Origin of the sequence: Streptomyces iakyrus (assembly GCF_000717055.1) — a bacterium.
GTDB lineage: Bacteria > Actinomycetota > Actinomycetes > Streptomycetales > Streptomycetaceae > Streptomyces > Streptomyces iakyrus.
The window spans coordinates 108,742-134,499 of record NZ_JNXI01000037.1 but is presented as its reverse complement, the minus strand read 5'-3'; the positions used below and the strand labels follow the sequence as shown (position 1 = coordinate 134,499).

General features: G+C 71.1%; 23 protein-coding genes. 17 read left to right on the top strand and 6 right to left on the bottom strand.

What is annotated here, in order from left to right:
* Positions 1-381 precede the first annotated feature (381 nt).
* Positions 382-867 (bottom strand): ribose-5-phosphate isomerase, encoded by a 486-nt coding sequence (locus tag OO68_RS39165; RefSeq protein ID WP_033314244.1) that lies wholly within the window; start codon positions 865-867, stop codon positions 382-384.
* Between the two features lie 278 nt (positions 868-1,145).
* Between OO68_RS39165 and OO68_RS39160 the strand changes: the two genes are divergently transcribed.
* Positions 1,146-2,636 carry an amino acid permease gene (locus tag OO68_RS39160; protein WP_033314243.1) on the top strand — a complete coding sequence of 497 codons (1,491 nt, stop codon included), beginning with the start codon at positions 1,146-1,148 and terminating at the stop codon, positions 2,634-2,636.
* 107 nt (positions 2,637-2,743) lie between these two features.
* Here OO68_RS39160 and OO68_RS39155 read toward each other — a convergent pair whose 3' ends face one another.
* Positions 2,744-4,705 (bottom strand): protein kinase domain-containing protein, encoded by a 1,962-nt coding sequence (locus OO68_RS39155; RefSeq protein WP_033314242.1) that lies wholly within the window; start codon positions 4,703-4,705, stop codon positions 2,744-2,746.
* Positions 4,706-4,946: 241 nt separating this feature from the next.
* Between OO68_RS39155 and OO68_RS39150 the strand changes: the two genes are divergently transcribed.
* The gene (locus tag OO68_RS39150) at positions 4,947-5,672 is read left to right on the top strand and encodes a hypothetical protein (RefSeq protein ID WP_033314241.1); all 726 of its coding nucleotides are present in this window, start codon (positions 4,947-4,949) and stop codon (positions 5,670-5,672) included.
* A 116-nt stretch (positions 5,673-5,788) separates the two neighbouring features.
* Here the strand turns inward: OO68_RS39150 and OO68_RS39145 are convergent, their stop codons facing one another.
* Positions 5,789-6,370: a biotin transporter BioY gene (locus tag OO68_RS39145; RefSeq protein WP_033314240.1), complete on the bottom strand. Its 582-nt coding sequence runs from the start codon at positions 6,368-6,370 to the stop codon at positions 5,789-5,791.
* Positions 6,371-6,818: 448 nt separating this feature from the next.
* Between OO68_RS39145 and OO68_RS39140 the strand changes: the two genes are divergently transcribed.
* The 8 genes from OO68_RS39140 (at position 6,819) to OO68_RS39105 (ending at position 15,444) form a co-directional block, all read left to right on the top strand.
* Positions 6,819-8,018, top strand: coding sequence for an ROK family protein (locus tag OO68_RS39140; RefSeq protein WP_033314239.1), 1,200 nt, complete (start codon positions 6,819-6,821; stop codon positions 8,016-8,018).
* 231 nt (positions 8,019-8,249) lie between these two features.
* The gene (locus OO68_RS39135; protein ID WP_033314238.1) at positions 8,250-9,308 is read left to right on the top strand and encodes an ABC transporter substrate-binding protein; all 1,059 of its coding nucleotides are present in this window, start codon (positions 8,250-8,252) and stop codon (positions 9,306-9,308) included.
* Positions 9,305-10,189, top strand: a complete 885-nt coding sequence (locus OO68_RS39130; RefSeq protein WP_033314237.1) for an ABC transporter permease — start codon at positions 9,305-9,307, stop codon at positions 10,187-10,189. Before OO68_RS39135 ends, OO68_RS39130 begins: the two co-directional genes overlap by 4 nt.
* Positions 10,165-10,899, top strand: coding sequence for an ABC transporter ATP-binding protein (locus OO68_RS39125; RefSeq protein ID WP_033314236.1), 735 nt, complete (start codon positions 10,165-10,167; stop codon positions 10,897-10,899). Before OO68_RS39130 ends, OO68_RS39125 begins: the two co-directional genes overlap by 25 nt.
* Positions 10,896-12,239: an LLM class flavin-dependent oxidoreductase gene (locus OO68_RS39120; protein WP_033314235.1), complete on the top strand. Its 1,344-nt coding sequence runs from the start codon at positions 10,896-10,898 to the stop codon at positions 12,237-12,239. The genes OO68_RS39125 and OO68_RS39120 overlap by 4 nt, the downstream gene beginning before the upstream one ends.
* A 33-nt stretch (positions 12,240-12,272) precedes the next feature.
* A complete protein-coding gene (locus OO68_RS39115) occupies positions 12,273-13,166 on the top strand; it encodes a TauD/TfdA dioxygenase family protein (RefSeq protein WP_033314234.1) in 894 nt (297 codons plus the stop codon).
* A gap of 120 nt (positions 13,167-13,286) precedes the next feature.
* On the top strand, positions 13,287-14,666 hold the full coding sequence (locus tag OO68_RS39110) for an amino acid permease (RefSeq protein WP_033314233.1): 1,380 nt from the start codon (positions 13,287-13,289) through the stop codon (positions 14,664-14,666).
* Between the two features lie 130 nt (positions 14,667-14,796).
* Complete coding sequence (locus tag OO68_RS39105; protein WP_033314232.1) at positions 14,797-15,444, top strand: superoxide dismutase; 648 nt, start codon at positions 14,797-14,799, stop codon at positions 15,442-15,444.
* 116 nt (positions 15,445-15,560) lie between these two features.
* Here OO68_RS39105 and OO68_RS39100 read toward each other — a convergent pair whose 3' ends face one another.
* Genes OO68_RS39100 through OO68_RS39090 form a run of 3 tightly spaced genes read right to left on the bottom strand, consistent with a single transcriptional unit; the run spans position 15,561 to position 18,454 of the window.
* Positions 15,561-16,337: an SAM-dependent methyltransferase gene (locus OO68_RS39100; RefSeq protein ID WP_033314231.1), complete on the bottom strand. Its 777-nt coding sequence runs from the start codon at positions 16,335-16,337 to the stop codon at positions 15,561-15,563.
* Between the two features lie 12 nt (positions 16,338-16,349).
* Complete coding sequence (locus OO68_RS39095) at positions 16,350-16,973, bottom strand: histidine phosphatase family protein (RefSeq protein ID WP_033314230.1); 624 nt, start codon at positions 16,971-16,973, stop codon at positions 16,350-16,352.
* Positions 16,970-18,454: an FGGY-family carbohydrate kinase gene (locus OO68_RS39090; RefSeq protein WP_033314229.1), complete on the bottom strand. Its 1,485-nt coding sequence runs from the start codon at positions 18,452-18,454 to the stop codon at positions 16,970-16,972. The genes OO68_RS39095 and OO68_RS39090 overlap by 4 nt, the downstream gene beginning before the upstream one ends.
* Positions 18,455-18,610: 156 nt before the next feature.
* On the opposite strand from OO68_RS39090, the gene OO68_RS39085 reads away from it, so the two are divergent.
* From OO68_RS39085 to OO68_RS39055, 7 genes are read left to right on the top strand one after another with little or no spacing between them, the layout of a single operon-like run.
* Positions 18,611-20,032, top strand: coding sequence for an ABC transporter substrate-binding protein (locus OO68_RS39085; RefSeq protein WP_033314228.1), 1,422 nt, complete (start codon positions 18,611-18,613; stop codon positions 20,030-20,032).
* A 4-nt stretch (positions 20,033-20,036) separates the two neighbouring features.
* On the top strand, positions 20,037-20,921 hold the full coding sequence (locus OO68_RS39080) for a carbohydrate ABC transporter permease (protein ID WP_033314227.1): 885 nt from the start codon (positions 20,037-20,039) through the stop codon (positions 20,919-20,921).
* Positions 20,918-21,742 carry a carbohydrate ABC transporter permease gene (locus OO68_RS39075; RefSeq protein WP_033314226.1) on the top strand — a complete coding sequence of 275 codons (825 nt, stop codon included), beginning with the start codon at positions 20,918-20,920 and terminating at the stop codon, positions 21,740-21,742. The genes OO68_RS39080 and OO68_RS39075 overlap by 4 nt, the downstream gene beginning before the upstream one ends.
* Complete coding sequence (locus OO68_RS39070; protein WP_033314225.1) at positions 21,739-22,830, top strand: ABC transporter ATP-binding protein; 1,092 nt, start codon at positions 21,739-21,741, stop codon at positions 22,828-22,830. The genes OO68_RS39075 and OO68_RS39070 overlap by 4 nt, the downstream gene beginning before the upstream one ends.
* Positions 22,827-23,651 carry a DeoR/GlpR family DNA-binding transcription regulator gene (locus OO68_RS39065; protein ID WP_033314224.1) on the top strand — a complete coding sequence of 275 codons (825 nt, stop codon included), beginning with the start codon at positions 22,827-22,829 and terminating at the stop codon, positions 23,649-23,651. Before OO68_RS39070 ends, OO68_RS39065 begins: the two co-directional genes overlap by 4 nt.
* The gene (locus tag OO68_RS39060; protein WP_033314223.1) at positions 23,629-24,717 is read left to right on the top strand and encodes an ABC transporter ATP-binding protein; all 1,089 of its coding nucleotides are present in this window, start codon (positions 23,629-23,631) and stop codon (positions 24,715-24,717) included. Before OO68_RS39065 ends, OO68_RS39060 begins: the two co-directional genes overlap by 23 nt.
* Entirely contained in the window at positions 24,714-25,745 is a 1,032-nt protein-coding gene (locus OO68_RS39055) for a 2-hydroxyacid dehydrogenase (protein ID WP_033314222.1), read from the top strand. The genes OO68_RS39060 and OO68_RS39055 overlap by 4 nt, the downstream gene beginning before the upstream one ends.
* Positions 25,746-25,758: the final 13 nt, after the last annotated feature.

The window sequence follows — 25,758 nt, the reverse complement described above, 5'->3', positions numbered from 1 at the left end:
CCGTCTCGTGGGCTCGGAGATGTGTATAAGAGACAGCCCCGGGCCCCGGCGGGGACTTCGTCCCCTGCACCCCTATCGGGGGCTCCGCCCCCGGACCCCCGCAGGGTCCCCCCAGCAGGGGCTCAGGCCCTGCCAGGGAACGCAGCTCCCCCGCTCAGGGCAGTGCTCGCGGCCCTACCAGGGCGTAGCTCCCGCCCTGCCGAGGGCGTAGCTCCCGCTCAGGGCGGTACTCGCGTCCCCGCCACGGTGCGCCGCCCCCGCCCCGCGGGCAGAAGTCCCGCCGCTGCGTGAGCACCCGGCTCCTGCCCCACCCGGGCGACAGCTCCGGCCGGCCGCCTGCGGCGTGGCTCCTGTCCGGCCCGGTTTTGAAAAGCCCGTCGGCTACTGCTGCGGGTGGTGCGGTGGGATCGGGGGCAGGTCGCCGGTCGTTTCGTAGGCCGACAGCATGTCGATCCGGCGGATGTGACGTTCGTCACCGGAGAACGGCGTGCCGAGGAACGTCTCCACGAACTTCGTCGCCTCGTCCTGCGAGTGCATGCGCGCGCCCACCGCGACCACGTTCGCGTTGTTGTGCTGGCGGCCCAGGGACGCCGTCTCCTCGCTCCAGGCGAGGGCCGCACGGACGCCCTTGACCTTGTTCGCGGCGATCTGCTCGCCGTTGCCCGAGCCGCCGATGACGACGCCGAGGGCGTCGGGGTCCGCGGCCGTGCGCTCCGCTGCGCGGAGGCAGAAGGGCGGGTAGTCGTCCTGGGCGTCGTAGATGTGCGGGCCGCAGTCGACGGGGTCGTGACCCGCCTGCTTCAGCCACTCGACGAGGTGGTTCTTGAGTTCGTAGCCCGCATGGTCCGAGCCGAGGTACACGCGCATGGGACGAGTGTGACACGGGTGTTTCGGGGAAGGCGCGCGGGGTGGCGCTCCTGAAAACTCGAGGCGAGTGTGAGCCGCATTACTGAACCTCAGGAAAACCTCAAGTAACAATCTGGATTCAAAGGTTCTCCTATTCGTTCGCCTCCGATTCACTGGACCGGCTCGTACACCGCTCGTACGAGCCCCCCGTACACCGCCATGCCGCGAAACACCCCTTTCGTGCGGCTCGTGCGCTTCGTACGGAAGTACAGCTCCCCGGCGCAAAGGAAATCCGTTCCATGACCTCGCAGCCGACTCTGAACAAGACCGGAAACGACCCCGGAGGCCCCGGAGAACCCGGAGTCGAGGGCTCCGGGCTGCAGGCCGGGCTCAAGAACCGGCATCTTTCGATGATCGCCATCGGCGGTGTCATCGGCGCCGGACTCTTCGTGGGGTCCAGCTCCGGTATCGCCACCGCCGGGCCCGGCATCCTGCTGTCGTACGCACTCGTCGGCACGCTCGTGGTGCTGGTGATGCGGATGCTCGGTGAGATGTCGGCCGCCAACCCGACCTCGGGTTCCTTCTCCGCACACGCCGACCGGGCCCTCGGGTCCTGGGCCGGTTTCTCCATCGGCTGGCTGTACTGGTTCTTCTGGGTCGTGGTGCTGGCGGTCGAAGCGACTGCCGGTGCCGTGATCCTGGAGGGCTGGATCCCGGCCGTGCCCCAGTGGGGCTGGGCCCTGATCGTGATGGTGGTGCTGACCGCCACCAACCTGGTCTCCGTCGGCTCCTACGGCGAGTTCGAGTTCTGGTTCGCGGGCATCAAGGTCGTCGCCATCGCCGCGTTCATCGTCATCGGCGGGCTGGCCGTCTTCGGGCTGCTGCCCGGTGTGGACAGTGAGCAGGCCGGCCTGAGCAACCTCACCGAGCACGGCGGCTTCCTGCCCAACGGGGCCGGCGCCATCCTCACCGGTGTGCTGCTCGTCGTCTTCTCCTTCATGGGCAGCGAGATCGCCACCCTGGCCGCCGGCGAGTCCGAGAACCCGCGGCAGGCCGTCACCAAGGCCACCAACAGCATCATCTGGCGTGTCGCCGTCTTCTACCTCGGCTCGATCGCCGTCGTCGTGTGCCTGCTTCCGTGGGACAGCAAGTCCATCACCAAGGACGGCTCCTACGTCGCCGCGCTCGACTCCCTCGGCATCGCGCACGCCGGCCAGATCATGAACTTCATCGTGCTGACCTCGGTGCTGTCCTGTCTGAACTCCGGGCTGTACACCGCCTCCCGCATGGCCTTCTCCCTCGGCCAGCGCGGCGACGCGCCGAAGGCCTTCGCCCGCACGACCTCCAACGGCGTGCCGCGCACGGCGATCCTCGCCTCCGTCGCCTTCGGCTTCGTCGCGGTGTTCTTCAACTACAAGTTCCCGGACTCCGTCTTCCTGTTCCTGGTGAACTCCAGTGGCGCTGTCGCCCTGTTCGTGTGGCTGGTGATCTGCTTCTCCCAGCTGCGCATGCGGAAGATCATCAAGGCCGAGGCGCCCGAGAAGCTCGTCGTGAAGATGTGGCTGTACCCGTACCTGACCTGGGCGACCGCCGCGCTGATCGTGTTCATCCTCGGCTACATGCTCACCGACACCGAGCACGACGGGCGCCAGACCATCCTGCTGTCGCTGCTCGTCGCCGCGGTGGTGCTCGTCATCGCCTTCGTGAAGAAGGGACTGCGTGGGGGCCGGCCGGCCGCCGATGCCCCGCAGGCTCAGGGTGAGGAGCGCAGCGAGGTGTCGGCCGGCTGATCCTGCGGCCGCCGCCTCACCGTTCGCCGTGAACAGGGGGCCTGTGGTGCGTGCTGTCGCACACGCCGCAGGCCCTCTCGCTTTCCCATCGCTTTTCCCGCGGCCGCCTACAGCACCGTGAAACTGTCCCTGACCTTCTCGTAGGTGGCGAGTGCCTCCTGCTCGGTCCCGGCGGCGTACCACGTGTTGACCTGGTACGACTTGCCGGTCACGTTGAAGCCGAGCAGACGGGCGTGCCAGTGGACGCCCTTCAGCGTGAACGTGTACTCCCAGACCACCGCCGGGTGGCCGCGGAACGTGGTCTCCTCCAGGCGGATCTTGCGGTAGTCCTGGCCCTGGTGGGCGTTGCGCTCCGAGGTCTGCCAGGTCTCCAGCAGGTCGCCGCGGGCCAGGGAGGACTTGCCGACCAGTTCCTGGGTGCCGTCCGGGGAGGTGTAGTGCACCTCCGCGCCCGTCTTCACGTCCCGCCGCCAGCCGTCCGGCGTCGCCCAGGCGAACCCGCCGGCCTCCCGGTGCGTGCCGGGCGGCAGGGTCTGCGGCCTGGTCGTGCCCTCGACGGTGGGTGAGGGGGCGGTGGTGGTGCCGCCGCTGGTGGCCGGCGCGGACGCGGAGGATCCGGCGCGGGGAGTGTCGTCGTCTCCGGGTGAACCCGCTGACGTCGCCAGCAGGATGCCGACGACGGTGCCGGCGCTGGCGAGGGTGGCTGCCGCGGCGGTGAGCACCGTACGACGGCGGCCCGCGCCGGGGCGGGGACGCGCGCCGGGCGCGGCCGGGACGGCCGGTCCGGGGAGTTCGCCCGGTGGCATCGGCGTGGGTGCGGGGTGAGGGCGGCGCTCGGTCTCCGCCTGTGCCCGGGTGAGGGAGACCGGGCCCCGGGACTTCGCGGACGTCTCCGTCGGTGTGGTGTGCGTGGGGTGGTGGTGCGGGCCCGGGGCGGGGGCGGGCCGGCGGGGGCCCCGGGGCGCCGGGAGGTGGGCGGGGGCCGGTGATTCCTGCGGTGGTTGCGCCGGGGATTCCTGCGGGGGCGTGGGCAGAGGTGCCCGTGACTGCGACTGCGGCTGCGGCTGCGGCTGCGGCTGCGGCTGCGGGGTCGGGGTCGGGGTCGGGGTCGGTTGCCGGCCTCCGAGGGTGGTTTCCGGATCAGGGGCAGGCGATGGCCACAAGGGCGGCGTGGACTCCTCGTCCACCACGGAGTTCGGCTCCGGCTCCCGTACTCGTTCCGGCTCCGCCTCCCCCGGCCCCACCCCGACCGTCACCGTCGGTGTCGGGACCGGGAACGCCACCGGTCGCAGTGCCGTCTCCAGCGCCTCCAGGTCCGGGCGGGCCGACGGCTCCTTCGCGAGCAGGGACGTCAGGAGGTCCCGCAACGGGCCCGCCGCGGCGGGGAGTTCCGGCTCCTCGTACAGGACCGCGTGCAGGGTCGCGAGCGTGGTGTCGCGGGAGAACGGGGAGCGGCCGCCCAGCGCCGCGCAGAGGGTGGCGCCCAGGGACCAGATGTCGGACGGCGGGCCCTGGGGGCGGCCGGAGATGCGCTCGGGGGCCATGTAGTCGGGCGAGCCGACCAGCATGCCGACCATCGTGAGCGCCTTGGCGTCCTGGATCGCGGCGATCCCGAAGTCCGTGAGGACGATCCGCCCTGCGCGGCTGGAACCGGTGCCGTTGCCGAGCCCGGATCCGGCCACCCCGTCCGCGTGCTCCACGAGGACGTTGCCGGGCTTGATGTCGCGGTGCAGGACGCCCCGTTCATGCACCTGCCGCAGCGCCGCGACCAGACCGAGTCCGATGCGGGCCGTCTCGCCGGGGCTCAGCGGGCCCGTCTCCGCGAGGATCCGTTCGAGGGAGCGGCCCGCGACCAACTCCATGACGATCCACAGGCGTTCGCCCTCGTCGACCACGTCGTAGACCCGTACGACGTTGGGGTGGTCGATCCGGGCCGTGGCCCTGGCCTCGCGCAGGGTGCGTTCGCGGCGGGTCCTGCTGTCCTCCGCGTCGAGACCGTCGATCCGCATTTCCTTGACGGCGACCGGCCGGTCGAGTATTTCGTCGGCGGCTCGCCACACCCGCCCCATTCCCCCCTGGCCGATACTTTCGACCAACCGATAGCGTCCCGTCACCAATATCCCTGGAACACCGCCGCTGTTCGTATTCCCCGGCAATCCGCTGCACCCCCTCCACGACACCGCGACCGACTCCAGTGAAACACAACGGTCACACTTCGTGCCGCACCAGGATAGTGCGGTGAAATCTTGTGGTACCTCTTTCAGTGCTGCGAATTCAGGCGCAGCCCAGGGGGACGCAAGGGGGGCGAACATGAGTTCTCGTCGTTCGACAGCGGTCGCGGGATCGCTGGTCATGGCATCTTTCTCAGCGGTGTTGATCCTTTCCGGCACAGCCGGGGCGCAGGACGAAGGGCCGCCGAGCGGCAAGGGGGGAAAGGCAGTTGACGAGGCACCGGCGGGGGTGAAGCTCACCACGCTGCTGCCCGGGAAGATCTCGGTCGACAACGGCTCGGAAAAGACGGCGATTACCGCCACGGTGAAGAACGAGGGGAGCAAGGACAGCGGGAAGATCAGGCTGTTGGTCGTCGGTTTCGACGGGCTTGTCGTCAAGGGCGTCGAGGGATGTTCGGCGATACCCGAGAACGGACTTCCGGAAGGCTCGAACAGCGGATTCGCATGCCCGATCGACAATCTCGCGGCCGGTAAGTCGAAGTCGTACGCCGTCGACGCGACGTTCGACCTCGGCAAGACCGGGAAGATCTGCCTGCCCGTGCAGACGGCCGACGGGAAGAAGACCTTCTGGCAGCAGGGCCCGGTGCCGTTCGGCACGAGCAACCCGTCGCCGAACGCCCCGGCCACGCCCCTGCTGCTCGGCACCGACAACGAGCCGGCGGGCCCGGGCGGCAAGGAGCTGCCGAAGACCGGTCCGGCCCGTGACCTGCTGCCGCTGGGCGCGGCCGGTGCGTCGCTGCTCGCGGCGGGCGTGGCTGGAATGTGGTGGTCGCAGCGGCGCCGGCCGGGGGCTCAGGAGGGCTGAACCGGCCGCTGTAGCCGCGTGCGGACGCGGAGCGGCCCGCGCCGCACCACGCGGAACGCTGAGAGGCCCGCCGGGGTTCGTCGCCCCCGGCGGGCCTCTCCGCAACGCCTGTGCCGTCAGTGCTTGTTCGCGAACTTCCAGGCCGTCGGCAGGGCGCCCATCGCCAGCGCCGCCTTCAGCGCGTCGCCGATGAGGAACGGCGTGAGGCCGGCCGCGATCGCGGCGGTGGCGGACATGCCGGTGGCGAGGGCCAGGTAGGGCACGCCGACGGCGTAGATGATCGCCTCGCCCACCAGCATCGTGCCGGCCATGCGCAGCATCGAGCGGTCGGCGCCGCGGCGGGCCAGGGCGCCGACGACGGTGGAGGCGAGGATCATGCCGAGGATGTAGCCGAAGGAGGGGGCGACGCCCGAGGTGCCCTGCGCGAACCACGGCACGCCGGCGATGCCCGCCACGGCGTACAGCGCGAGCGCCAGGAAGCCGCGGCCGGCACCGAGGGACGTGCCGACGAGCAGCGCGGCGAAGGTCTGGCCCGTCACCGGCACCGGGGAGCCCGGCACGGGCACGGAGATCTGGGCGGCGAGGCCGGTGAGCGCGGCGCCGCCGAGCACGAGGGCCGCGTCCCGGACTCGGGAGGCAGGGAGCAGGTCGGCGAGGACCTGCCCGGCGCGGGCGGGTGTGGCGGCAGCGGTGCTCATGGGGACTCCGCGAGGGTGAGGGCCGGTGGGACATCGTGACGCTATCCCAGCGTGCCCGGCCCGATCACCGTCAGCCGTCCACAAAGGCGTGGACCGGCCGTTGGTCGGCTTCGCACAAAGGATGTGGGCTACAGCGACCAACGCGTGATGCCGGTCACGGTGATGGGGTGCCCTGCACCACCAGCGAGGGACGGCACGCATCTGTAGGTTTCCCCCAAAGGCTCCGTGCCGCCGTCTCGCCCGTCGGTCGCCGTCTGGGCAGCCCCGGGTCGTTTTGCTAGCGTCGCGAACATGGTTGCCCAGGCCCGGTACTTCTCGTCGCGTCGCTATGTCGACCTGCGACGCCAGGGCACGGCCACCTGTCGCCACCCGGTGTGAGGCGGGGCGGAGGGATCCGGCCCGCCGATCGAGACGGCGCAGTGTCGGACCGGCCTCCAGGAAGATTCCCATGCCCCGTACCGCGGCTCCCCTTCTGACGTCCCCCATCCCCCGTGTCGCCGACAGCGACCGGCGCCGCACCAGCGCGAGCGTCGTCCTGCGGTCCGTGCTGGAGCACGGGCCGGTCGCGCGCAGCACCATCGCCCGGCTGACGGGCCTGTCGCCGGCGTCGGTCACCGACTACTGCGCCCGGTTCGCCGAGTTGGGGCTCATCCGTGAGTCCGCCGTGCTGCGGCGGTCCAAGGGGGTGGGGCGGCCGCATCTGCCGGTCGACCTGGACGACTCCCGGTTCGTGGTGGGCGGGGTGCACGTGGCGGTGCCGTACACGACGGTCGCGTTGCTGGATCTGCGCGGGCGGGTGCTGGCCCGCAGCGAGGTGGAGCACGCGGGGGCCGGGCCCGCGCAGGTGCTGTCCCGGGCCGCCGACACGCTGGCGGCGCTGCTCGCCGGGGCGCCCGGCAGCAGGGTGCTGGGGGTCGGGTTCGCCGCGGGCGGCTGGGTGGACCGGGACTCGGGCACCGTCGTGGAGCATCCGCTGCTGGGCTGGCGCGAGGTGCCGGTGCGGGAACTGCTCGGAGCGCTTACGGGCCTGCCGGTCCATGTGGACGGGCACGCCCGGGCGTTGGTGAACGCGGAGCGGCTGTTCGGGCGGGCCCGGGGCAGCCGCAGTGTGCTGCACCTGTTCGCGGGCAATGTGGTGGACGCCGCGTTCGCCACCCATGACGAGGTGCACCACGGCCCGCGCTCGCAGGCGGGGGCGATCGCCCATCTGCCGGTGCCGGGCGGCACGGAGCCCTGCGACTGCGGCCGGGTGGGCTGCCTCCAGGCCGAGCTGAGCGAACGGACGCTGTGCCGGCGGGCCCGGGAGGCGGGGATCCTCGACGGGATGAACCCGATGCACGTGGTCGGTGCCGCGGCGGCCGGCGACCCGGTGGCCGTGCGGCTGCTGCGGGAGCGGTCGCGGCGGGTGGGGCGTGCGGTCGGGCTGCTGCTCGATGTGCTCAACCCGGAGCAGGTGGTCGTGACGGAGCTCGGGGTCATGCACCGGTCGGACTGTCTGGCCGCGCTGCGGGAGGAGGTCGGAGCGGATCGCGCCGCGACCGTCTCGCCGATCAGTTTCCCGGATTCCGTCCTGGCGGTGGCGGGTGGCGCGGTGGCGCTCGACGTCCTTTACCGGGATCCGCTGGCCGCGTCACCTGACGCTATTTAATTCAGAAACTCGGAATGTTGACAGACCGGGCCCCCGACCAGGAACATCCTGTTCATGAGCCCGCTCACGAGCTGTCGCACCCTCTGTTGCTGACCCGTTGACGCGCCCCCGGCGCCCCTTCGCGGAGCGCCTTCTCCTTCCTTTGTGACATTCGCGTGAATTCCCTTGGCAGGTCTTTTCCTGCCCGGAATTGCGTTCGCTGTGCCGTCTTTCATACCCAGGGAGCCTCCCATGCCCTCGCCCCCCGTTTCCGGTCCCGACCGGCGCCTGTTCCTGACCTCGCTGCTCGGCGTGACGGCCGCGGCGGCCGGACTGAGCGGCTGCGCCGACAGCAGCGCCGCGGCCGACGAGACGGCCTCCGACGCTCCCCTGGCCTCCAAGGTCCCCGCGGGGACGAGCCTGAAGATCTCCTCGTACCAGAACGCGCAGCAACTCCAGTTCAAGCTGGCCGGATTCGACGATCTGCCGTTCAAGGTGTCCAACTGGCTGAACATCGGCGCGGGCCCCGACGTCATCAACGCCTTCCGCGCGAAGTCCCTGGACGTCGCCAACAACGCCGGGATCCCGCCGATCCAGGCGCACTACCAGGGCTTCGACGCGAAGATCGTCGCGATCAACATCACCCGCAAGCCCAACTACCTCTTCGCCACCAAGCCCGGCAGCGACATTCGCCGGGTCTCCGACTTCCGGGGCAAGCGGCTGGCCTTCTCCCAGGGCCAGGCGCAGGGCGTCGTCCTGCTGCGGGCGCTGAAGAAGGCCGGGCTGGCGTACGACGACGTGGAGCTGGTGCCGCTGACCAGCAACCAGTTCCTGACCGCCCTGCAGTCCGGGCAGGTGGACATCGCCCCGCTCGCCAACACCCAGGCCCCGGCCTATCTGACGCAGTACAAGTCCGCCCGCACCATCACCACGGACGTAGTGGACCTGCTGAGCCTGCTGTGGGCGCCGGTGTCGGTGCTGAACGACCGGGCGAAGGCCGCCGCGGTCGCCGCGTACGTCCCGTACTGGGCGAAGAGCCAGGTGTGGACGTACGAACACCCCGACGAGTGGAACGAGCGGTTCTACGTCGGCACGCAGAACCTGACCCTCGCCCAGGCGAAGGCGGTCACCGCCCTGGCCAACAAGCCGCTGTTCCCGCCCCGCTGGGACGAGGCGATCCGCTGGGAGCAGGAGACCGCCGATCTGCTCGCGGAGGGCGGCTTCGTGAAGAAGTTCGACGTCTCCGAGCTCTTCGACCACCGCTTCGAGTCGCTCGCGGCGAAGGCCGTGCCCGCGGAGTACCGGAGGTGACCGCCGTGACCACGACGACGCACACGACCACGCAGACGACGGATACGACCACCACCGCACCCCTCACCGCCCTCGCCGAGGACGGGGCGCGCCAGGTGCGCCGGCGCCGGCGGCTGGCCCCCGGCAAGCGGCTGCCCGCCGCCCGGCTCGCCGGGCCCGCCGCCGTCCTCGCCTCGTGGAGCATCGCCTCCGCCGCCGGGCTGCTCGACCCGGGCGCGATCCCGGCCCCCTGGACCGTGCTGGAGACGGGCAGCCGGCTGTGGAGCGCGGGCACGCTGCCGGACGACATCCTGACCTCGCTCCAGCGCGCGGCCACCGGCTTCTCGATCGGCCTGACCGTGGGGATCCTGCTCGCGCTGGCGTCCGGGCTGACCCGGACCGGGGAGGCGCTGATCGACGGGACGGTCAACCTCAACCGGGCCATCCCCACCCTGGGTCTGATCCCGCTGTTCATCCTCTGGCTGGGCATCGGCGAGACCTTCAAGATCGCCATCATCGCGATCGTCGTCTACATCCCGATCTACCTCAACACGCACGCCGCGCTGTCCGGCATCGACAGCCGCTTCGTCGAACTCGCCGAGGTGCAGGGCCTGTCGAAGTTCCGGTTCATCCGGCAGGTCGTCATCCCCGGCGCGCTGCCCGGCTTCTTCGTCGGACTGCGGCTCGGTGTCACCGGCTCCTGGCTGGGCCTGGTGGTGCTGGAGCAGATCAACGCCACCAGCGGCCTCGGCTACATGATGTTCCAGGCGCAGAACTACGGCCAGACGGACGTCATCCTCGTCGGCCTGGTCGTCTACGGCATCTTCGGCCTCATCTCCGACAGCGCGGTCCGTATCGTCGAACGGAGGGTGCTGTCATGGCGCCGCACACTGAGCAGCTGACCCGCCCCGCCGTCCAACTGCGCGGTCTGACCAGGTCGTTCGACGGGCGCACGGTCCTCGACGGCATCGACCTCGACCTGCCGGCCGGGCAGCTGACGGCCCTGCTCGGGCACAGCGGCTCCGGCAAGAGCACCCTGCTGCGGGCCATCGCCGGACTCGACCACGGCGTCACGGGCTCCGGGCAGCTGATCGCGCCCGAGCGGGTGTCGGTGGTCTTCCAGGACTCCCGGCTGCTGCCCTGGCGGCGGGTCCTCGACAACGTGCTGCTCGGCGCGGAGGGCAAGGATGCCGGACGCAGGGGCCGTGCGGCCCTGGAGGAGGTCGGGCTGAAGGGCCGCGAGCGGGCCTGGCCGGGCGAGCTGTCCGGCGGGGAGGCCCAGCGCGCCGCCCTGGCCCGGTCGCTCGTACGGGAGCCGGAACTGCTGCTGGCCGACGAGCCGTTCGGGGCGTTGGACGCGCTGACCCGGATCCGGATGCACGGCCTGCTCCGGGAGTTGTGGGAGCGCCACCGGCCCTCGGTGCTGCTGGTCACGCACGACGTGGACGAGGCGATCGTGCTCGCCGACCGGGTGCTCGTCCTGGAGGAGGGCCGCATCGGCCTCGACCTCACCATCGACCGCGCGCACCCGCGGTCGTACCGCGATCCCCTGCTCGGCGAGTACCGGGAGCGGCTGCTGGCCGCGCTCGGTGTCACGGAGGACCATCGATGACCCGCAGACAGCTCCATCTGAACGCGTTCCTGATGAACACCGGCCACCACGAGGCGTCGTGGCGGCTGCCGGAGAGCGACCCGTACGCCCATGTGGACCTGGCTCACTACGTACGGCTCGCCCGGACCGCCGAGCGCGGCACCTTCGACTCGCTGTTCCTCGCCGACGGCCCACAGCTGTGGAGCAGTGTCGGACAGCGGCCCGCGGGGGCGCTGGAGCCGATCACGCTGCTGACGGCGCTGGCGACGGCGACCGAGCACATCGGCCTGATCGCCACGGCCTCCACCTCGTACAACTCGCCGTACAACCTGGCCCGGAAGTTCGCCACGCTGGATCACCTCAGCGGCGGCCGGGCGGGCTGGAACATCGTCACGACCGCCGGTGCCGAGGCCGCCCGGAACTTCGGTCTGGACGCCGAGCCGGCGCACGCGGAGCGGTACGCGCGGGCCGCCGAGTTCCTCGACGTGGCGCTGAAGCTGTGGGACAGCTGGGAGGACGACGCGATCGTCGCCGACAAGGCGGCGGGCGTGTGGGGCGACGACGCGAAGATCCACCCGCCACGGCACCGAGGGCGCTACTTCAGCGTCGAGGGGGCGCTCAACGTGCCCCGCTCCCCGCAGGGTTACCCGCTGCTCGTGCAGGCCGGCTCCTCCGAGGACGGCAAGCGGTTCGCCGCCCGGTACGCGGAGGCGGTGTTCACCGCCCAGCAGACCGTCGAGGACGCGCGGGCCTTCTACGCCGACCTCAAGTCCCGGACGGTCGCGGCGGGCCGGGACGCGGACCACGTCAAGGTGCTGCCCGGCATCGTCCCGGTGCTCGGCTCCACGGAGGCCGAGGCGCGGGCGGACGAGCGGGTCCTGGAGGACCACATCGTGCACGCGCACGGAGTGAACCACCTGGAACGGCTGCTGCACCTGGACCCGGGCACCCTGGAGCTGGACGGCCCGCTGCCGGCCGATCTGCCGCCGGAGAGCGCCATCGAGGGCGCCAAGAGCCGCTACACGCTCATCGTCGGGCTGGCCCGGCGCGAGCGGCTCACCGTCCGGCAGCTGATCGGGCGCCTGGGCGGAGGCCGCGGGCACCTCACCGTCGCCGGGACGCCCGAGCAGGTCGCCGACACGATCCAGCTCTGGTTCGAGTCGGGCGCCGCCGACGGCTTCAACATCATGCCGCCCGTCCTGCCCTCCGGCCTCGACGCCTTCGTGGACCACGTCGTCCCGATCCTGCGGGCCCGCGGCCTGCTCCGCACCGGGTACGGCGACGCCCGCCGCACCCTGCGGGAGCGCTACGGCCTCCCGCGCCCCGCCAACCAGCACGTCGTCGCCCCGGCACTCGTCTGACCCGCCCGACTCCCCTCCGGAAGGAACACAGCCATGAGCATCCGAATCCACAAGGTCACCGCGAACATCGGCGCCCGCGTCGAGGGCGTCGACCTGACCCGGCCCCTCGACCAGGAGACCTCCACCGCCCTGCGCGAGGCGCTCAACGCGCACAAGGCCCTGGTCTTCGACGCGGAGGGCCTGGACGACGCGGGCCAGCAGGCCTTCGTCCGCCACTTCGGCGACATCACCACCGCCCATCCGACGGTGTCGGCCGTCGACGGCGCCCCGAACGTGCTGCCGGTCGACAGCGAGGGCGGCCGGGCCGCCAACCACTGGCACACCGACGTCACGTTCGTCCTCAACCCGCCGCAGGCCACCAGCCTGCGCAGCATCACCGTCCCGCCCTACGGCGGCGAGACGCTGATCGCCAGCTCGGCCGCCGCCTACCGGAACCTGCCCGACTCGCTGCGCGGCCTCGCGGACACGCTGTGGGCCGAGCACACCAACGACTACGACTACGCCGTCCCCGAGGAGGAGGTCGACGAGGAGCAGTCCGCCCGGCGCGCCCAGTTCACCTCGATCACGTACCGCACGGTCCACCCGGTGGTCCGCGTCCACCCGCTGACCGGGGAGCGGGGCCTGTTCATCGGCGGCTTCGCCCAGCGGATCGTGGGCCTGTCCACCGGGGAGTCCCGCAAGATCCTCGACCTGCTCCAGGCGTACGTCACCCGGCCGGAGAACATCCTGCGCCACCGCTGGTCGCCGAACCAGCTCGTCCTGTTCGACAACCGCATCACCCAGCACTACGCCGTCGACAACTACGACGGCCGGCCACGCCGCCTGCACCGGGTGACGGTCGCCGGGGACGTCCCCGTGGGGGTGGAGGGCAAGGAGAGCTACGTCATCGAGGGCGACGCCTCGCACTACACACCGGTCGCCGCCTAGCGACACAGAGCGACACGACTGTCCACATGCTGGGATGCCTCTCCGTCGGGGCGGGGAGGCATCCGAGACTGGCGGCGTTTTTGCCCACGTACGCCCTCACGCATTGGACGAGCCGCGCCCATGCCCACCAGCACCACCACGGGGAAGCCGTCCGGCACGGACGCTTCCCTCTCCCACGGCCTGAAGCAGCGCCACCTGTCGATGATCGCCCTCGGCGGGGTGATCGGAGCCGGTCTGTTCGTCGGCTCCGGTGCCGGTATCGCCGCGGCCGGTCCGTCGATCGTGGTCGCCTACGCCCTCTCCGGTGTCCTCGTGATGCTGGTGATGCGGATGCTCGGCGAGATGTCGGCGGCGTATCCGTCGTCGGGGTCGTTCTCGGCGCACGCCGAGCGGGCGATCGGGCCCTGGGCCGGGTTCACCGCCGGCTGGTCCTTCTGGGTGCTGCTCTGCACGGCCGTCGGCCTGGAGGGCATCGGCGCCGCGAAGATCGTCAGCGGCTGGCTGCCGGGCACGCCGGAGTGGGCGTGGGTGGCGCTGTTCATGGTCGTCTTCTGCGGCACGAACCTCGCGGCCGTGAAGAACTTCGGCGAGTTCGAATTCTGGTTCGCGGCGCTGAAGGTCGGCGCGATCACCCTGTTCCTGGTGCTCGGCGTCCTGGCGATCCTCGGGATCCTGCCCGGCACGGACTCCCCCGGTGCGAGCCACCTCACGGACTTCCTGCCGAACGGCGGTGAGGGCCTGGTCATCGGCCTGCTCGCCTCGGTCTTCGCCTACGGCGGCCTGGAGACGGTCACCATCGCGGCGGCCGAGTCGGAGAACCCCGTCCAGGGCGTCGCGAGCGCGGTCCGTACGGCGATGTGGCGCATCGCGCTGTTCTACATCGGCTCGATGGCCGTCATCGTCACGCTCGTCCCCTGGGACTCCAAGGAGGTCGTCGAGAAGGGCCCGTACGTCGCCGCCCTCGACGAACTCGGCATCCCGGGCGCCGGCCAGCTGATGAACGTGGTCGTGCTGGTCGCCCTGCTGTCGGCGATGAACGCCAACATCTACGGCGCCTCCCGCATCGCGTACTCGCTGGTGGAGCGCGGCCAGGGCCCGAAGGGTCTTGGCCGGGTCTCGGGCGGGGTGCCGCGGATCGCCGTGCTGGCGTCCTCGGTGTTCGGGTTCCTGTGCGTGCTGCTGAGCTACTGGCGGCCCGACGACGTCTTCGCCTGGCTGCTGAACATGATCGGCGCGGTGATCCTGGCCGTCTGGATCTTCATCGCCGTCTCGCAGCTGCGCCTGCGCCGCCGCCTGGAGCGCGAGGCCCCCGAGAAGCTGGCCGTGCGCATGTGGGCGTTCCCCTGGCTGACCTGGGTCGCCCTGGCGGGCATGGCCGCGGTCTTCGTCCTGATGGCCCGGGAGCCGGACACGCGGGTGCAGCTGTATTCGACGGGCGGGATGATCCTGGTCCTGGCGGTTGTCGGGTACGCATGGCAGAAGGCCCGCGCCAAGCAGTAGGAAGCCACCGCCGGAGCCCCCGCGACACACGCGGGGGCTTTTCTCATGCCTGGACCACTCACCGACACCCTCCTGCTGCTAACGTGCACTTGCAAGTTAGTTGCAATAAGGTCCGGAGGGGATCCCGCCCATGCCCGTCTACACGTTGCCCGAACTGCCGTACGACTACTCCGCGCTCGCCCCCGTGATCAGCCCCGAGATCATCGAGCTGCATCACGACAAGCACCACGCCGCCTATGTGAAGGGCGCCAACGACACGCTGGAGCAGCTGGCCGAGGCGCGGGACAAGGAGACGTGGGGGTCGATCAACGGGCTGGAGAAGAACCTGGCCTTCCATCTCTCCGGGCACATCCTGCACAGCATCTACTGGCAGAACATGACCGGTCCGAAGGACGGCGGCGGCGAGCCGCTCGCGCAGGACGGGGTGGGTGAGCTCGCGGACGCGATCACCGAGTCCTTCGGCTCCTTCGCGCACTTCAAGGCGCAGCTGTCCAAGGCGTCGGCCACGACGCAGGGTTCGGGCTGGGGCGTGCTCGCGTACGAGCCGCTGAGCGGGCGGCTGATCGTGGAGCAGGTCTACGACCACCAGGGCAACGTCGGCCAGGGCGCCACCCCGATCCTCGTCTTCGACGCCTGGGAGCACGCCTTCTACCTCCAGTACCGCAACCAGAAGGTCGACTTCATCGAGGCGATGTGGCAGGTCGTCAACTGGCAGGACGTGGCCCGTCGTTACGAGGCCGCCAAGTCCCGGGCGGATGTGCTGCTGCTGGCCCCCTGAGGCCGTGAAGCGTCCTGCCTCGTGATCGTCTTCTCACCTTTCACGCACGGCAGGCGGATAGACGGAGACCCCCGCGAGGACGTGACTCGCGGGGGTCTCCTGTAGCCCGTAGGGGGCTACGGCTTGCGGCCGAGGCCGCCGTGCTGGCCGATCGGCTCGGCCGGCGCGCCCGGTTCGGGGTGCCAGAGCGGCACCGAGACCACGCCCGGTTCCACCAGCTCCAGGCCCTCGAAGAACGCCTTGATCTGCTCCACCGGCCGCAGGAAGTACGGGACCGCGCCGGTCTCGTTGTAGGCGTCCTGCGCCTGCTCGTAGGCCGGGTCCGTGCCCCGTGAGCCCTCGTTGAGGGAGAGGTAGCTGCCCGGGGGCAGACCGGCCATGAGGCGGCGGACCAGGTCGCGGGCCTCCTCGTAGTCGGCCACGTGCCCCAGGATGCCGCTGAGGATCAGGGCCGTGGGCCGGGTGAGGTCGAGGGTCTTGCCGGCGGCCGCGAGGATCTCCTCCGGCTCGTGGAGGTTGATGGGCTCGTACGCCGTCGCGCCCTCGGGGGTGGAGGTGAGCAGGGCGCGGGCGTGCGCGAGGACCAGCGGGTCGTTGTCGACGTAGACGATCCGCGCCTCGGGGGCGAGGCGCTGGGCGACCTCGTGGGTGTTGTCGACGGTCGGCAGGCCGGTGCCGACGTCGAGGAACTGCCGTACGCCGGCCTCCTGGACGAGATACCGGATGCTCCGGCCGAGGAAGGCACGGCTGCTGCGGGCGATGGTGACGATGCCGGGGAAGACGGCGGTGTACGCGTCACCGGCCGCCTCGTCCACCGGGTAGTTGTCCTTGCCGCCCAGCCAGTAGTTCCAGATCCGGGCCGAATGCGGCACCGACGTGTCGATCTGCTTCATGTGCTCATAGTGCTACGGCACATCGGCCTCGCACGGCACATTGAGTGAGAGGAGTGCGGCGGAACCGTCGGGGTTCACGCGCAGTTCGCTGACGGCCGCGTTGCGCAACCGCGGGAGCACTCTGCGGTATTCGGCGACCGGGATCGACAGCAGGGTGCACAGCACCAGGCGCAGCAGGGTGTTGTGGGCGACGACCAGGACGCGTTCGCCGGGGTGGGCCGCGGCGATGTCCCGCAGGGCGCGCACGCCGCGGGCCGCCGCCGCCCGCGGGTCCTCGGCGCCGGGGAAGGAGTGCTCCACCGGGTCGGCCCGGTAGGCCGCGGCCCACTCCGGGTCCTCGGCCTCGAACTCGGCGAGTGTGCGGCCCTCCAGCACGCCGAAGTCGCATTCGCGCAGGTGGGGTTCGCTCTGGGGGGTCAGGCCGAGGGCACGGCAGGCGGGCTCGGCGGTGGCGACGGCGCGGGACAGCGGGGACGTCCAGATCGCGTCGACGGGATGGGCGGCGGCCCACCGGCCGAGGGCCTCGGCCTGGGCGCGGCCGGTGTCGGTGAGGTCGATGTCGCTGATGCCGGCGTAGCGGTTCTCGGCGTGCCAGACGGTCTGCCCGTGGCGGACCAGCAGGAGGGTCGTACTCATGATGCGGAAGTATCCCCGCTCAGACGGCTGTGTGCGTGCGCGGCGACCGCGCCGGGCAGCCAGCCGCGGTCCCGCAGGGCGTCGACCAGACGCGCGTACGGCTCGGCGAAGGCCGCGGTGCGGCCGGGGCGGGGCTCGACGACGGTCCGGACGCGCACCATGCGTTCGGCGACGTCCGCGAGCGCACCCGCCCTCGACGCCCCGTGGGCGGCCAGTGCCGCCATGCCCAGGGCCGGTTCGGTCTGCTCGGGCACGCGGGCCGGGCGGCCCAGGATGTCGGCGCGCAGCTGGTTCCAGTACGGGCTGCGGGCGCCGCCGCCGGTGAAGGTGAGCGGGCCGTCCAGCGGGGCGCCGAGGTGGTGCAGGTAGTCCAGGCACAGGCGTTCGGTGAGGCCGACCCCCTGGAGGAGCGCGGCCCACAGGTCGGCGTCCTCCACCGGGTCGCCCAGGACGAACGGGGTCGCCTCCGGCACCTGGAAGGGGAACCGCTCCCCCGGTGACACCAGCGGGTAGGCGACCGCACGGGACGGTTCGTGAGCAGCCGCGCGCGCGTCCATGCCGGCCGGGTCGGCGTCCGGGAAGTGCGCTGTGAGCGCCCCGGCCCCGACGCTCGACGCCCCGCCGGGCAGCCAGGTGCCGTCCGGAGCACGGTGGTTGTAGACCACGCCGGTGGGGTCGCGGACCGGGTCGCGGGCGGCGCCCTTCAGCACGAGCGTGGTGCCGAGCACGGAGTTCCAGGAGCCGGGCCGCAGTGCGCCCGACGCGATCTGGGCCGCGCAGCCGTCGGTCATCCCGGCGAGCACGGGCGTGCCGGCGGGGATGCCGGTGGCGTCGGCGGCGGCCGGGCAGACCTCGCCGAGGCGCGTCCCCGGGCGGACGACCTCGGGCAACAGGTCCTCGGGCAGGCCCAGTCGGGCCAGGGCGGCCTCCGGCCAGCGGTCGCCCGCCAGGTCGTAGCCCGTCTTCAGGGCATGGCTGGAATCGGCCGGGGGCGGCTCGCCCGTGAGCCGGCCGACGATCAGGTCGGGCTGGTGCGTCAGGCGCAGCGGGGTGCCGCCGTACTCCCCCAGCAGCCACAGTGCCTTCGGCAGCGCCCAGGTGTCCTGGACGGCTAGCCCCGCCTCCCGCGCCCGCGCGGCGTGCGCCGTCGCCCGCCCGTCGTCGTACATCAGGGCGGGGCTCACGGGGCGGCCCGAGCCGTCCGTCAGCAGGACCGTGCCGGAGGTGCCGCACACCGCGAGTCCGCCGACCGGCAGGCCGGGCGGCGCGGAGCCGAGGGCCGCCCGCGACGCCTCGCACAGCGCCGCCCACCACCGCAGCGGGTCCTGTTCGTGCCGCACCCCGTCCCGCCGGCCCGTCAGCGGGGCCGATCCGCTGCCGAGGACCGTGCCGTAGGCGGTGACGAGCAGCACCCGGACGCTCTGTGTGCCCAGGTCGACGCCCAGCCAGGCCGCGCCCTCGCCCGCACCCTCGTCCACCATCCGGAACCTCCCACGCCGTCGCAGCCGGATCTGTGAACTTCTCACTGTGCCCCGATATTTTCCCGTGCGCGAGGGATTGACGCCCAACTTCAGCCGTTCCACCCTCTGTTAACGAGTCGACTCGACGTGTTAACCAGGCTCCACGCGGAGGTACGGATGGACACGCACGTGCACGACCGCCGGCGCTTCCTCGCCCTCGCCGCCGGGGCGGCGGCCGCCCCGTTGCTCACGGCCTGCGGCGCCGGCTTCGGCGGCAACGATGACAAGAGCGACGGCTCCGCCGCGGACGACGTCACCGGTTCCTTCGACTGGAAGCGGGAGAAGGGCACCACCGTCAAGGCCCTGCTCAACAAGCACCCGTACACGGACGCGCTCATCGCCGACCTGAAGTCGTTCACCGCGAAGACCGGTATCGAGGTCGAGTACGACGTCTTCCCCGAGGACAACTACTTCGACAAACTCACCGTGGACCTGTCCAGCGGGCGGGCCTCCTACGACGTCTTCATGCTCGGCGCCTACATGGTGTGGCAGTACGGGCCGCCGGGCTGGCTGGAGGACCTCGGGCCCTGGATGCGCAACTCCGCGGCCACGGGCGCCGAATGGGACCAGGCCGACTTCTTCCCCAACCTGCTCCAGGCCGACCAGTGGTCGCTGAAGGCGGGCGCGCCGCTCGGGCAGGGCGGGCAGTACGCGCTGCCCTGGGGGTGGGAGACCAACGTCGTCGCCTACAACACCGAGGTGTTCGGCAAACTCGGCCTGAAACCGGCCGAGTCCTTCGACGAACTGACCGAGCTCGCCGGGACCATCAAGCGCAAGGCGCCGGGCGCGGGCTTCGACGGCATGTACGGGATCGCCGTGCGCGGTTCCCGGAGCTGGGCCACCATCCACCCGGGCTTCATGACGATGTACGCCCGCAACGGGCTGAAGGACTTCACGGTCGACGGCGGGAAGCTCACCCCGGCCATGAACAGCCCCGAGGCCGTGGCCTTCACGGAGGACTGGGCCCGGATGGTCAAGCGGGGCGGACCGCCGTCGTGGACGTCGTACACCTGGTACCAGTGCTCCAGCGACCTGGGCGCGAAGAAGGCCGGGATGCTGTTCGACGCCGACACGGCCGCCTACTTCCAGGCGGTGAAGGGCGCCAGTCCCGCCTCCGGGAAGATCGCCTTCCACCCGGGGCCGAAGGGGCCGGACGGGTCGCTCGCCACCAACATGTGGATCTGGTCGCTCGGCATGAACGCCAAGAGCAAGAAGAAGAGCGCCAGTTGGCTGTTCCTCCAGTGGGCCACCGGCAAGGAGCACCTGCGCAAGAGCGCGATCACGCACAACCACATCGACCCGGTGCGCAAGTCCGTCGCCGACGACGCCGCGTACAAGGACAAGATGCGGCACCTGCCGGGCTTCCTGGAGACCTTCGAGGCGGTCGTCGACCAGACGAAGATCCAGTTCACCCCGCAGGCCCAGTTCTTCGACGCGACGACCAGCTGGGCCTCGGCCCTCCAGGAGATCTACGGCGGCAAGGGCGCGAAGTCGGTGCTGGACGGGCTGGCGGACGACCTCGCCGGCAAGGTGGGCTAGAGCGATGGGGTGGCGGCTCACCCTGCGCCCGTACCTCCTGATCGTCCCGGCACTGCTGCTGACCTGCGGGATCCTCTACCCGTTCGGGCTCGGCCTGTACTACACGCTGTTCGATTTCTCGGCGAGCAAACCGCAGCCGGACATGGTGCGGTTCGAGAACTACAGAGCCGTTTTCACCCAGGAGGCGTTCTGGAACTCGGCGTGGGTGACGGTGCTGTACGCGGTCGGGGCGGCGCTCACCGAGACGGTGCTCGGCGTGGCCGTCGCCCTGCTGCTGCACCGCTCGTCCCTGCTGGGCCGGGTGCTGGAGAAGATCCTGATCCTGCCGCTGATGATCGCCCCGGTGATCGCGGCGATCATCTGGAAGCTGATGCTCCAGCCGTCGGTCGGGGTGGTCAACCACCTGCTGAGGCCCTTCGGCCTGGGCGGTGTGCAGTGGACCGACACCCCGACGGGCGCGCTGCTGTCGTCGATCGCCGTGGACGTCTGGGTCTATACCCCGTTCGTGGCGATCCTCGCCCTCGCCGGTCTGCGGTCGCTGCCCACCTCCCCGTTCGAGGCGGCGGCCGTGGACGGCGCGGGGTGGTGGTACACCTTCCGGCGCCTGACGCTGCCGATGCTGTGGCCCTATGTGCTGGTCGCGGTGATCTTCCGGTTCATGGACTCGCTGAAGGTGTTCGACATCATCTACGCCCTCACCGAGGGCGGGCCGGGCGACTCGACGGTGGTGCTCCAGATCCGGGCGTACCTCGAAGCCATCCGCTTCCAGAGGTACTCCTTCGGGATCAGCTACACGATCGTGCTGTGGGCCGTGGTCTACCTGGCCGCGATGGTGCTGGTGAAGCACCTGGGGAAGATCCAGCGGAAGGCCGCGGAGGTGACCACATGAGGAAACGCCTGGTGGGGTGGCTGTGCGACACCGCCCTGATCCTCTACTTCGTCTTCGCGCTGTTCCCGATCGCCTGGATGGTGATCCTGTCGCTGAAGCCGGCCGACCAGCTCTTCTCCACGTACTTCTCCTTCTCCCCCACCCTCGACGGCTACCGGACGGTCCTCGGCGACAGCGAGGGCATCCCGTTCGTACGGTTCTTCGTCAACAGCCTGGTGGTGTCGGTCGGGGCGGTCGTGCTGTCGCTGGTGGTGGGGCTGCCGGCCGCCTACGCCTCGGCCGGCTGGCGGTTCAAGGGCTCCGAGAACCTGATGTTCACGCTGCTGTCGTTCCGCTTCGCACCCGAACTGACCGTGATCATCCCGCTGTTCGTGCTCTACCAGAAGCTCGGTCTGTTCGACACGTACGTCGGCATGGTGTGGGTGCTGCAACTCGTCACCCTGCCGCTCATCGTGTGGATCATGCGGTCCTACTTCGCCGACCTCACACCCGAGCTGGAGCAGGCCGCCCTGCTCGACGGCTACACCCGCAAGCAGGCGTTCTTCAAGGTGGCGCTCCCGCTGGTCAAGCCGGGCATCGCGGCCGTGTCGCTGCTGGCGTTCATCTTCGCCTGGAACAACTTCGTCTTCCCGCTGATCCTCACCTCCAACGAGGCCCAGACGGTGACCGTGGGCGCGCTGTCGTTCCTCGGCGGGGACCGGCCCAAGTACAACCTCACGGCCGCCGCAGCGCTGGTGTCCGTCGTACCGCCACTGCTGCTGGCGCTGACGATCCAGCGGTACCTGGTGCGGGGCCTGTCGTTCGGGGCGGTGAAGTCGTGATCAGGCTCAGCGGGATCCGGAAGGCGTACGGGAAGACCGTCGCGCTCGACGAGCTCGAACTGGAGGTGCGGGAGGGCGAGTTCTTCTGCCTGCTCGGCCCGTCGGGCGCGGGGAAGACCACGACTTTGAAAACCGTCGCCGGGCTCGAACAGCCCGACTCCGGCACGGTCGTGCTCGACGGCGAGGACATGCGGGGGGTCGAGCCGTACGACCGGGGTGTGGCGATGTGCTTCGAGAGCTACGCCCTCTATCCGCACCGCTCGGCCTACGACAACCTGGCCTCGCCGCTGCGCTCGCCCCGGCACCGGCTGCCCGCCGCCGAGGCCCGGCAGCGGATCGGCGCGATCGCCGAACTGCTCGGCATCTCCGGGCTGCTGGACCGGCCCGTCGGTCAGCTGTCCAACGGCCAGCGACAGCGCGTCGCCCTCGGCCGGGTCCTGGTCCGTCCCGCCCGGGCCTTCCTGCTGGACGAGCCGCTCTCCCACCTCGACGCCAAGCTCCGCCAGCAGATGCGGGCGGAACTGAAGGCGATCGGGGCCGTGCAGCACACCACCACCCTCTACGTCACCCACGACTCGGTCGAGGCACTGGCGCTCGGCGACCGGATCGGGGTCATCCGTCAGGGCCGGATCGTGCAGACGGGCACGCGGGAGGAGATCTGGTACGAGCCGTACGACACGGAGGTCGCGCGGGCCTTCGGCCGGCCCCGGATCAATCTGCTGCCGGGCGTGGTGACGGAGAGCGGCGTGCGCGCGGACGGCGGTGTGGAACTGCCGGTCCGGGCGCAGGCCGCACCGGGCACGGAGGTACTGGTGGGCCTGCGTCCCCGGGACATCGCCCTGCACGCAGACGAGGGCCACGGGCTGACCGGGGCCGTGTACGTCACGGAAGTGCTCGGCCGGTCCGTGGAGGTCACCGTCCGGCTCGGGACCGGGGAGCAGCGGGTGTCGCTGGTGGCCCCGCGGGCGGACGCGGCGCGCCTTCGTCCGGACGATCCGGTACGGCTCGTCGTCCGGCCTGAGAACCTGCTGCTGTTCGAGGCCGACCGGCCGGAGCGACCGGGACGACGGATAGAGACGCAGTCATGAGCAACAGCAGTGGTGGACAGCAGGGGCCCGCGGCACGGCAGGCGGCCATGGCCGAGCAGGTGCTGGCCGACGGCTCGGCGACGGCGGCGGAGCTCGCCGAGCGGTTCGGGGTGAGCCTGATGACCATCCACCGTGACCTCGACGAGCTCGAACGGCAGGGCATCGTACGGAAGTTCCGCGGCGGGGTGACCGCGCAGCCGTCCGGGGTCTTCGAGTCGAACGTGCAGTACCGGCTGAAGACCATGCGCGCCGAGAAGGCCGCCGTCGCCGAGCACGCGCTGCGGTGGGTGGAGCCCGGGATGGCGATCCTGCTGGACGACTCGACGTCCACACTGGAGATAGCCAGGCGGCTGCGCACGGCCGAGATCACACCGCTGACGGTCGTCACCAACTTCCTGGAGGCGATCAACCTGCTGTCCGGCCAGCGGGGCATCCACCTGATGGCGCTCGGCGGCGACTACGACCCGCTGCACTCCTCGTTCCTCGGGGTGTCGTGCGTGGAGGCGGTCGAGCAGCTGCGGGTGGACGTGTGCTTCGCGTCGACGTCGGCCGTGCACGGGGGTTACGCCTACCACCAGGAGCAGCACATCGTGTCGGTGAAGCGGGCGATGCTCGACGCGGCGGCACGGAACGTCCTGCTGATCGACCACACCAAGCTCGGCCGGGTCGCCCTGCACCGGGTCGTCCCGCTGTCCCGCTTCGACACGCTCCTCGTCGACGACGGGGCGTCGCCGGAGGCACTGCGGGATCTGGACGAACACAAGGTCCGTTACGAGGTTTGCGCGATGAAGGGCGGCCATGACGGGACTGGAGCTACGTGAGCTGCGGAAGACCTATCGGTCGCGGGGGCGGCCAGGGGTGGAGGCCGTCCGCGGAATCGATCTGACGTTGCGGTCCGGGGAGCTGCTCGGGCTGCTCGGGCCGTCCGGATGCGGCAAGTCGACCACCTTACGGATGATCGCCGGTCTGGAGTCCGTCACCGGCGGGGACATCCTCGTCGGTGGGGCGTCGGTCGTCGAACGGCCCGCCCAGCAGCGGAACATCGGGGTGGCGTTCGAGAACTACGCGCTGTATCCGCCGCTGTCGGTCGCGGAGAACCTTGCGTTCGGGCTGAAGGCCCGGCGGGGGGCCGCCCGCCGTTCCAGGGGCGACGTCGAGCGCAAGGTGAAGGACATCGCCGAGCGGGTGGGCCTGACCGACCTGCTCGACGCCCGCCCGGCCGGCCTGTCCAGCGGCCAGAAGCAGCGCGTCTCCCTGGCCCGGGCCCTGATCCGCGAACCCGACGTCCTGCTCCTCGACGAGCCGCTCTCCCACCTGGACGCGGCCCAGCGTGACTCCACCCGCCGCGAACTCAAACGCATCCAGAAGGACTTGGGCCACACCACCATCCTGGTCACCCACGACCAGGAGGAGGCCCTCTCGCTCGCCGACCGGATCGCCGTGATGAAGGACGGCGTCATCCAGCAGCTCGGCACCCCCTACGAGATCTACGACAGCCCGGCCAACGTGTTCGTCGCGGACTTCGTCGGTGAACCCGCGATCACCCTGCTGCCCGGCATCTCCGGCGGCGACGGCCACGCCCGCCTCTCCGACACGGTGCGGGTCGCCCTGCCCGTGCCGGTGGACCGGGGGCGGGAGGTGGTGGTCGGCATCCGCCCCGAGGACGTCCGGCTCACCGCCGAAGACGGCCTGCCCGCCCGGGTCGTCGCCCATGAACCACTCCTGGAGTCGGGCCTGGCGACCCTCGCCCTGGACGGCGTCGAACGGCATCTGGTCGTCCTCACCGACCCCGAGGTGCGGCTCGCCCACGACGACCGGGTCCGGGTGACCGCCGACCCGCAGCACACCCATGTCTTCGACGCCGAGTCAGGGGAGGCCCTGCGATGACTGACGGAAACAGCGTGCGTGTCGTGGCCGCCGGCGACCACTTCGTCCTGCCGTCCCTGATCACGCGGGCGGTGGAGCACGAGGTGGAGCGGGCCGACGTCCGCGAAGTGCGGCTCGGGTGGCCGCTGGAGCCGTTCGGGCCGGTCGCCGAGGTGCAGGAGGCCAGTGACGCCGAGGACGAGCTGATCGAGGCGCTGGCCGGGGCGCAGGTGCTGGTCACCCAGATGGGACCGGTCACCGGGAAAGTCCTCGCCGCCTGCCCGGACCTGAGGCTGGTCGTGGTCTGCCGGGGCGGGCCGGTCAACGTCAACCTGGACGCGGCGAAGAACCGTGACGTGCGGGTGTGCTTCGCGCCGGGCCGCAACGCCGCTGCCACCGCCGAGTTCACCGTCGGCATGATGCTGGCGGCCCTGCGCCGCATCCCCCAGGCCCACGCACCGCTCGCCGGGCGGGGCAGCTGGGAGGGGGCGACGTACTACACGTACGAGCGCAGCGGACTGGAGCTGGAGGACCTGCCTGTCGGCCTGGTCGGGTACGGGGCCGTCGGCAGCCGGGTCGCGCGCGTGCTGTGCGCCTTCGGGGCCCGGGTGATGGTCTACGACCCGTATGTGCACGGCGAGATCCACGGCCTGCGCGTGACCTCGCTCGACGACCTCCTGCGCCGCTCCCGGGTGATCACCCTGCACGCCCGGCTCACACCCGAGACGCGGGGGCTGATCGGCGCCCGTGAGCTGGGGCTGCTGCCGTCCGGCGCGGTGGTGGTGAACGTGGCCCGGGGACCGCTGGTGGACGAGGGCGCGCTGTGCGACGCGCTGGAGAGCGGCCGGGTGTCGGCGGCGGCGCTGGACACCTACGAACGCGAACCGCTGCCGGCGCAGTCCCGGCTGCTGGGACTCGCCGACCACGTGGTCCTCACCCCCCACCTGGGCGGGGCGTCGCGCGCGGTCGCGGAGAAGGCCGCCCGGATCGCCGCCGAAGAGGTGGGCCGCTGGGTGCGCGGGGAGCCGCTCGCGCACTGCCTGACCTGAGACCGGGAGGAAA

Coding starts and splice junctions, on each gene's coding strand:
- OO68_RS39065 (WP_033314224.1), top strand. CDS start 22,827: ATGAGCAACAGCAGTGGTGGACAGCAGGGGCCCGCGGCACGGCAGGCG.
- OO68_RS39135 (WP_033314238.1), top strand. CDS start 8,250: ATGCCCTCGCCCCCCGTTTCCGGTCCCGACCGGCGCCTGTTCCTGACC.
- OO68_RS39145 (WP_033314240.1), bottom strand. CDS start 6,370: ATGAGCACCGCTGCCGCCACACCCGCCCGCGCCGGGCAGGTCCTCGCC.
- OO68_RS39120 (WP_033314235.1), top strand. CDS start 10,896: ATGACCCGCAGACAGCTCCATCTGAACGCGTTCCTGATGAACACCGGC.
- OO68_RS39105 (WP_033314232.1), top strand. CDS start 14,797: ATGCCCGTCTACACGTTGCCCGAACTGCCGTACGACTACTCCGCGCTC.
- OO68_RS39110 (WP_033314233.1), top strand. CDS start 13,287: ATGCCCACCAGCACCACCACGGGGAAGCCGTCCGGCACGGACGCTTCC.
- OO68_RS39080 (WP_033314227.1), top strand. CDS start 20,037: ATGGGGTGGCGGCTCACCCTGCGCCCGTACCTCCTGATCGTCCCGGCA.
- OO68_RS39075 (WP_033314226.1), top strand. CDS start 20,918: ATGAGGAAACGCCTGGTGGGGTGGCTGTGCGACACCGCCCTGATCCTC.
- OO68_RS39085 (WP_033314228.1), top strand. CDS start 18,611: ATGGACACGCACGTGCACGACCGCCGGCGCTTCCTCGCCCTCGCCGCC.
- OO68_RS39060 (WP_033314223.1), top strand. CDS start 23,629: ATGACGGGACTGGAGCTACGTGAGCTGCGGAAGACCTATCGGTCGCGG.
- OO68_RS39150 (WP_033314241.1), top strand. CDS start 4,947: ATGAGTTCTCGTCGTTCGACAGCGGTCGCGGGATCGCTGGTCATGGCA.
- OO68_RS39140 (WP_033314239.1), top strand. CDS start 6,819: ATGCCCCGTACCGCGGCTCCCCTTCTGACGTCCCCCATCCCCCGTGTC.
- OO68_RS39100 (WP_033314231.1), bottom strand. CDS start 16,337: ATGAAGCAGATCGACACGTCGGTGCCGCATTCGGCCCGGATCTGGAAC.
- OO68_RS39095 (WP_033314230.1), bottom strand. CDS start 16,973: ATGAGTACGACCCTCCTGCTGGTCCGCCACGGGCAGACCGTCTGGCAC.
- OO68_RS39125 (WP_033314236.1), top strand. CDS start 10,165: ATGGCGCCGCACACTGAGCAGCTGACCCGCCCCGCCGTCCAACTGCGC.
- OO68_RS39165 (WP_033314244.1), bottom strand. CDS start 867: ATGCGCGTGTACCTCGGCTCGGACCATGCGGGCTACGAACTCAAGAAC.
- OO68_RS39090 (WP_033314229.1), bottom strand. CDS start 18,454: ATGGTGGACGAGGGTGCGGGCGAGGGCGCGGCCTGGCTGGGCGTCGAC.
- OO68_RS39055 (WP_033314222.1), top strand. CDS start 24,714: ATGACTGACGGAAACAGCGTGCGTGTCGTGGCCGCCGGCGACCACTTC.
- OO68_RS39115 (WP_033314234.1), top strand. CDS start 12,273: ATGAGCATCCGAATCCACAAGGTCACCGCGAACATCGGCGCCCGCGTC.
- OO68_RS39155 (WP_033314242.1), bottom strand. CDS start 4,705: ATGGGGCGGGTGTGGCGAGCCGCCGACGAAATACTCGACCGGCCGGTC.
- OO68_RS39160 (WP_033314243.1), top strand. CDS start 1,146: ATGACCTCGCAGCCGACTCTGAACAAGACCGGAAACGACCCCGGAGGC.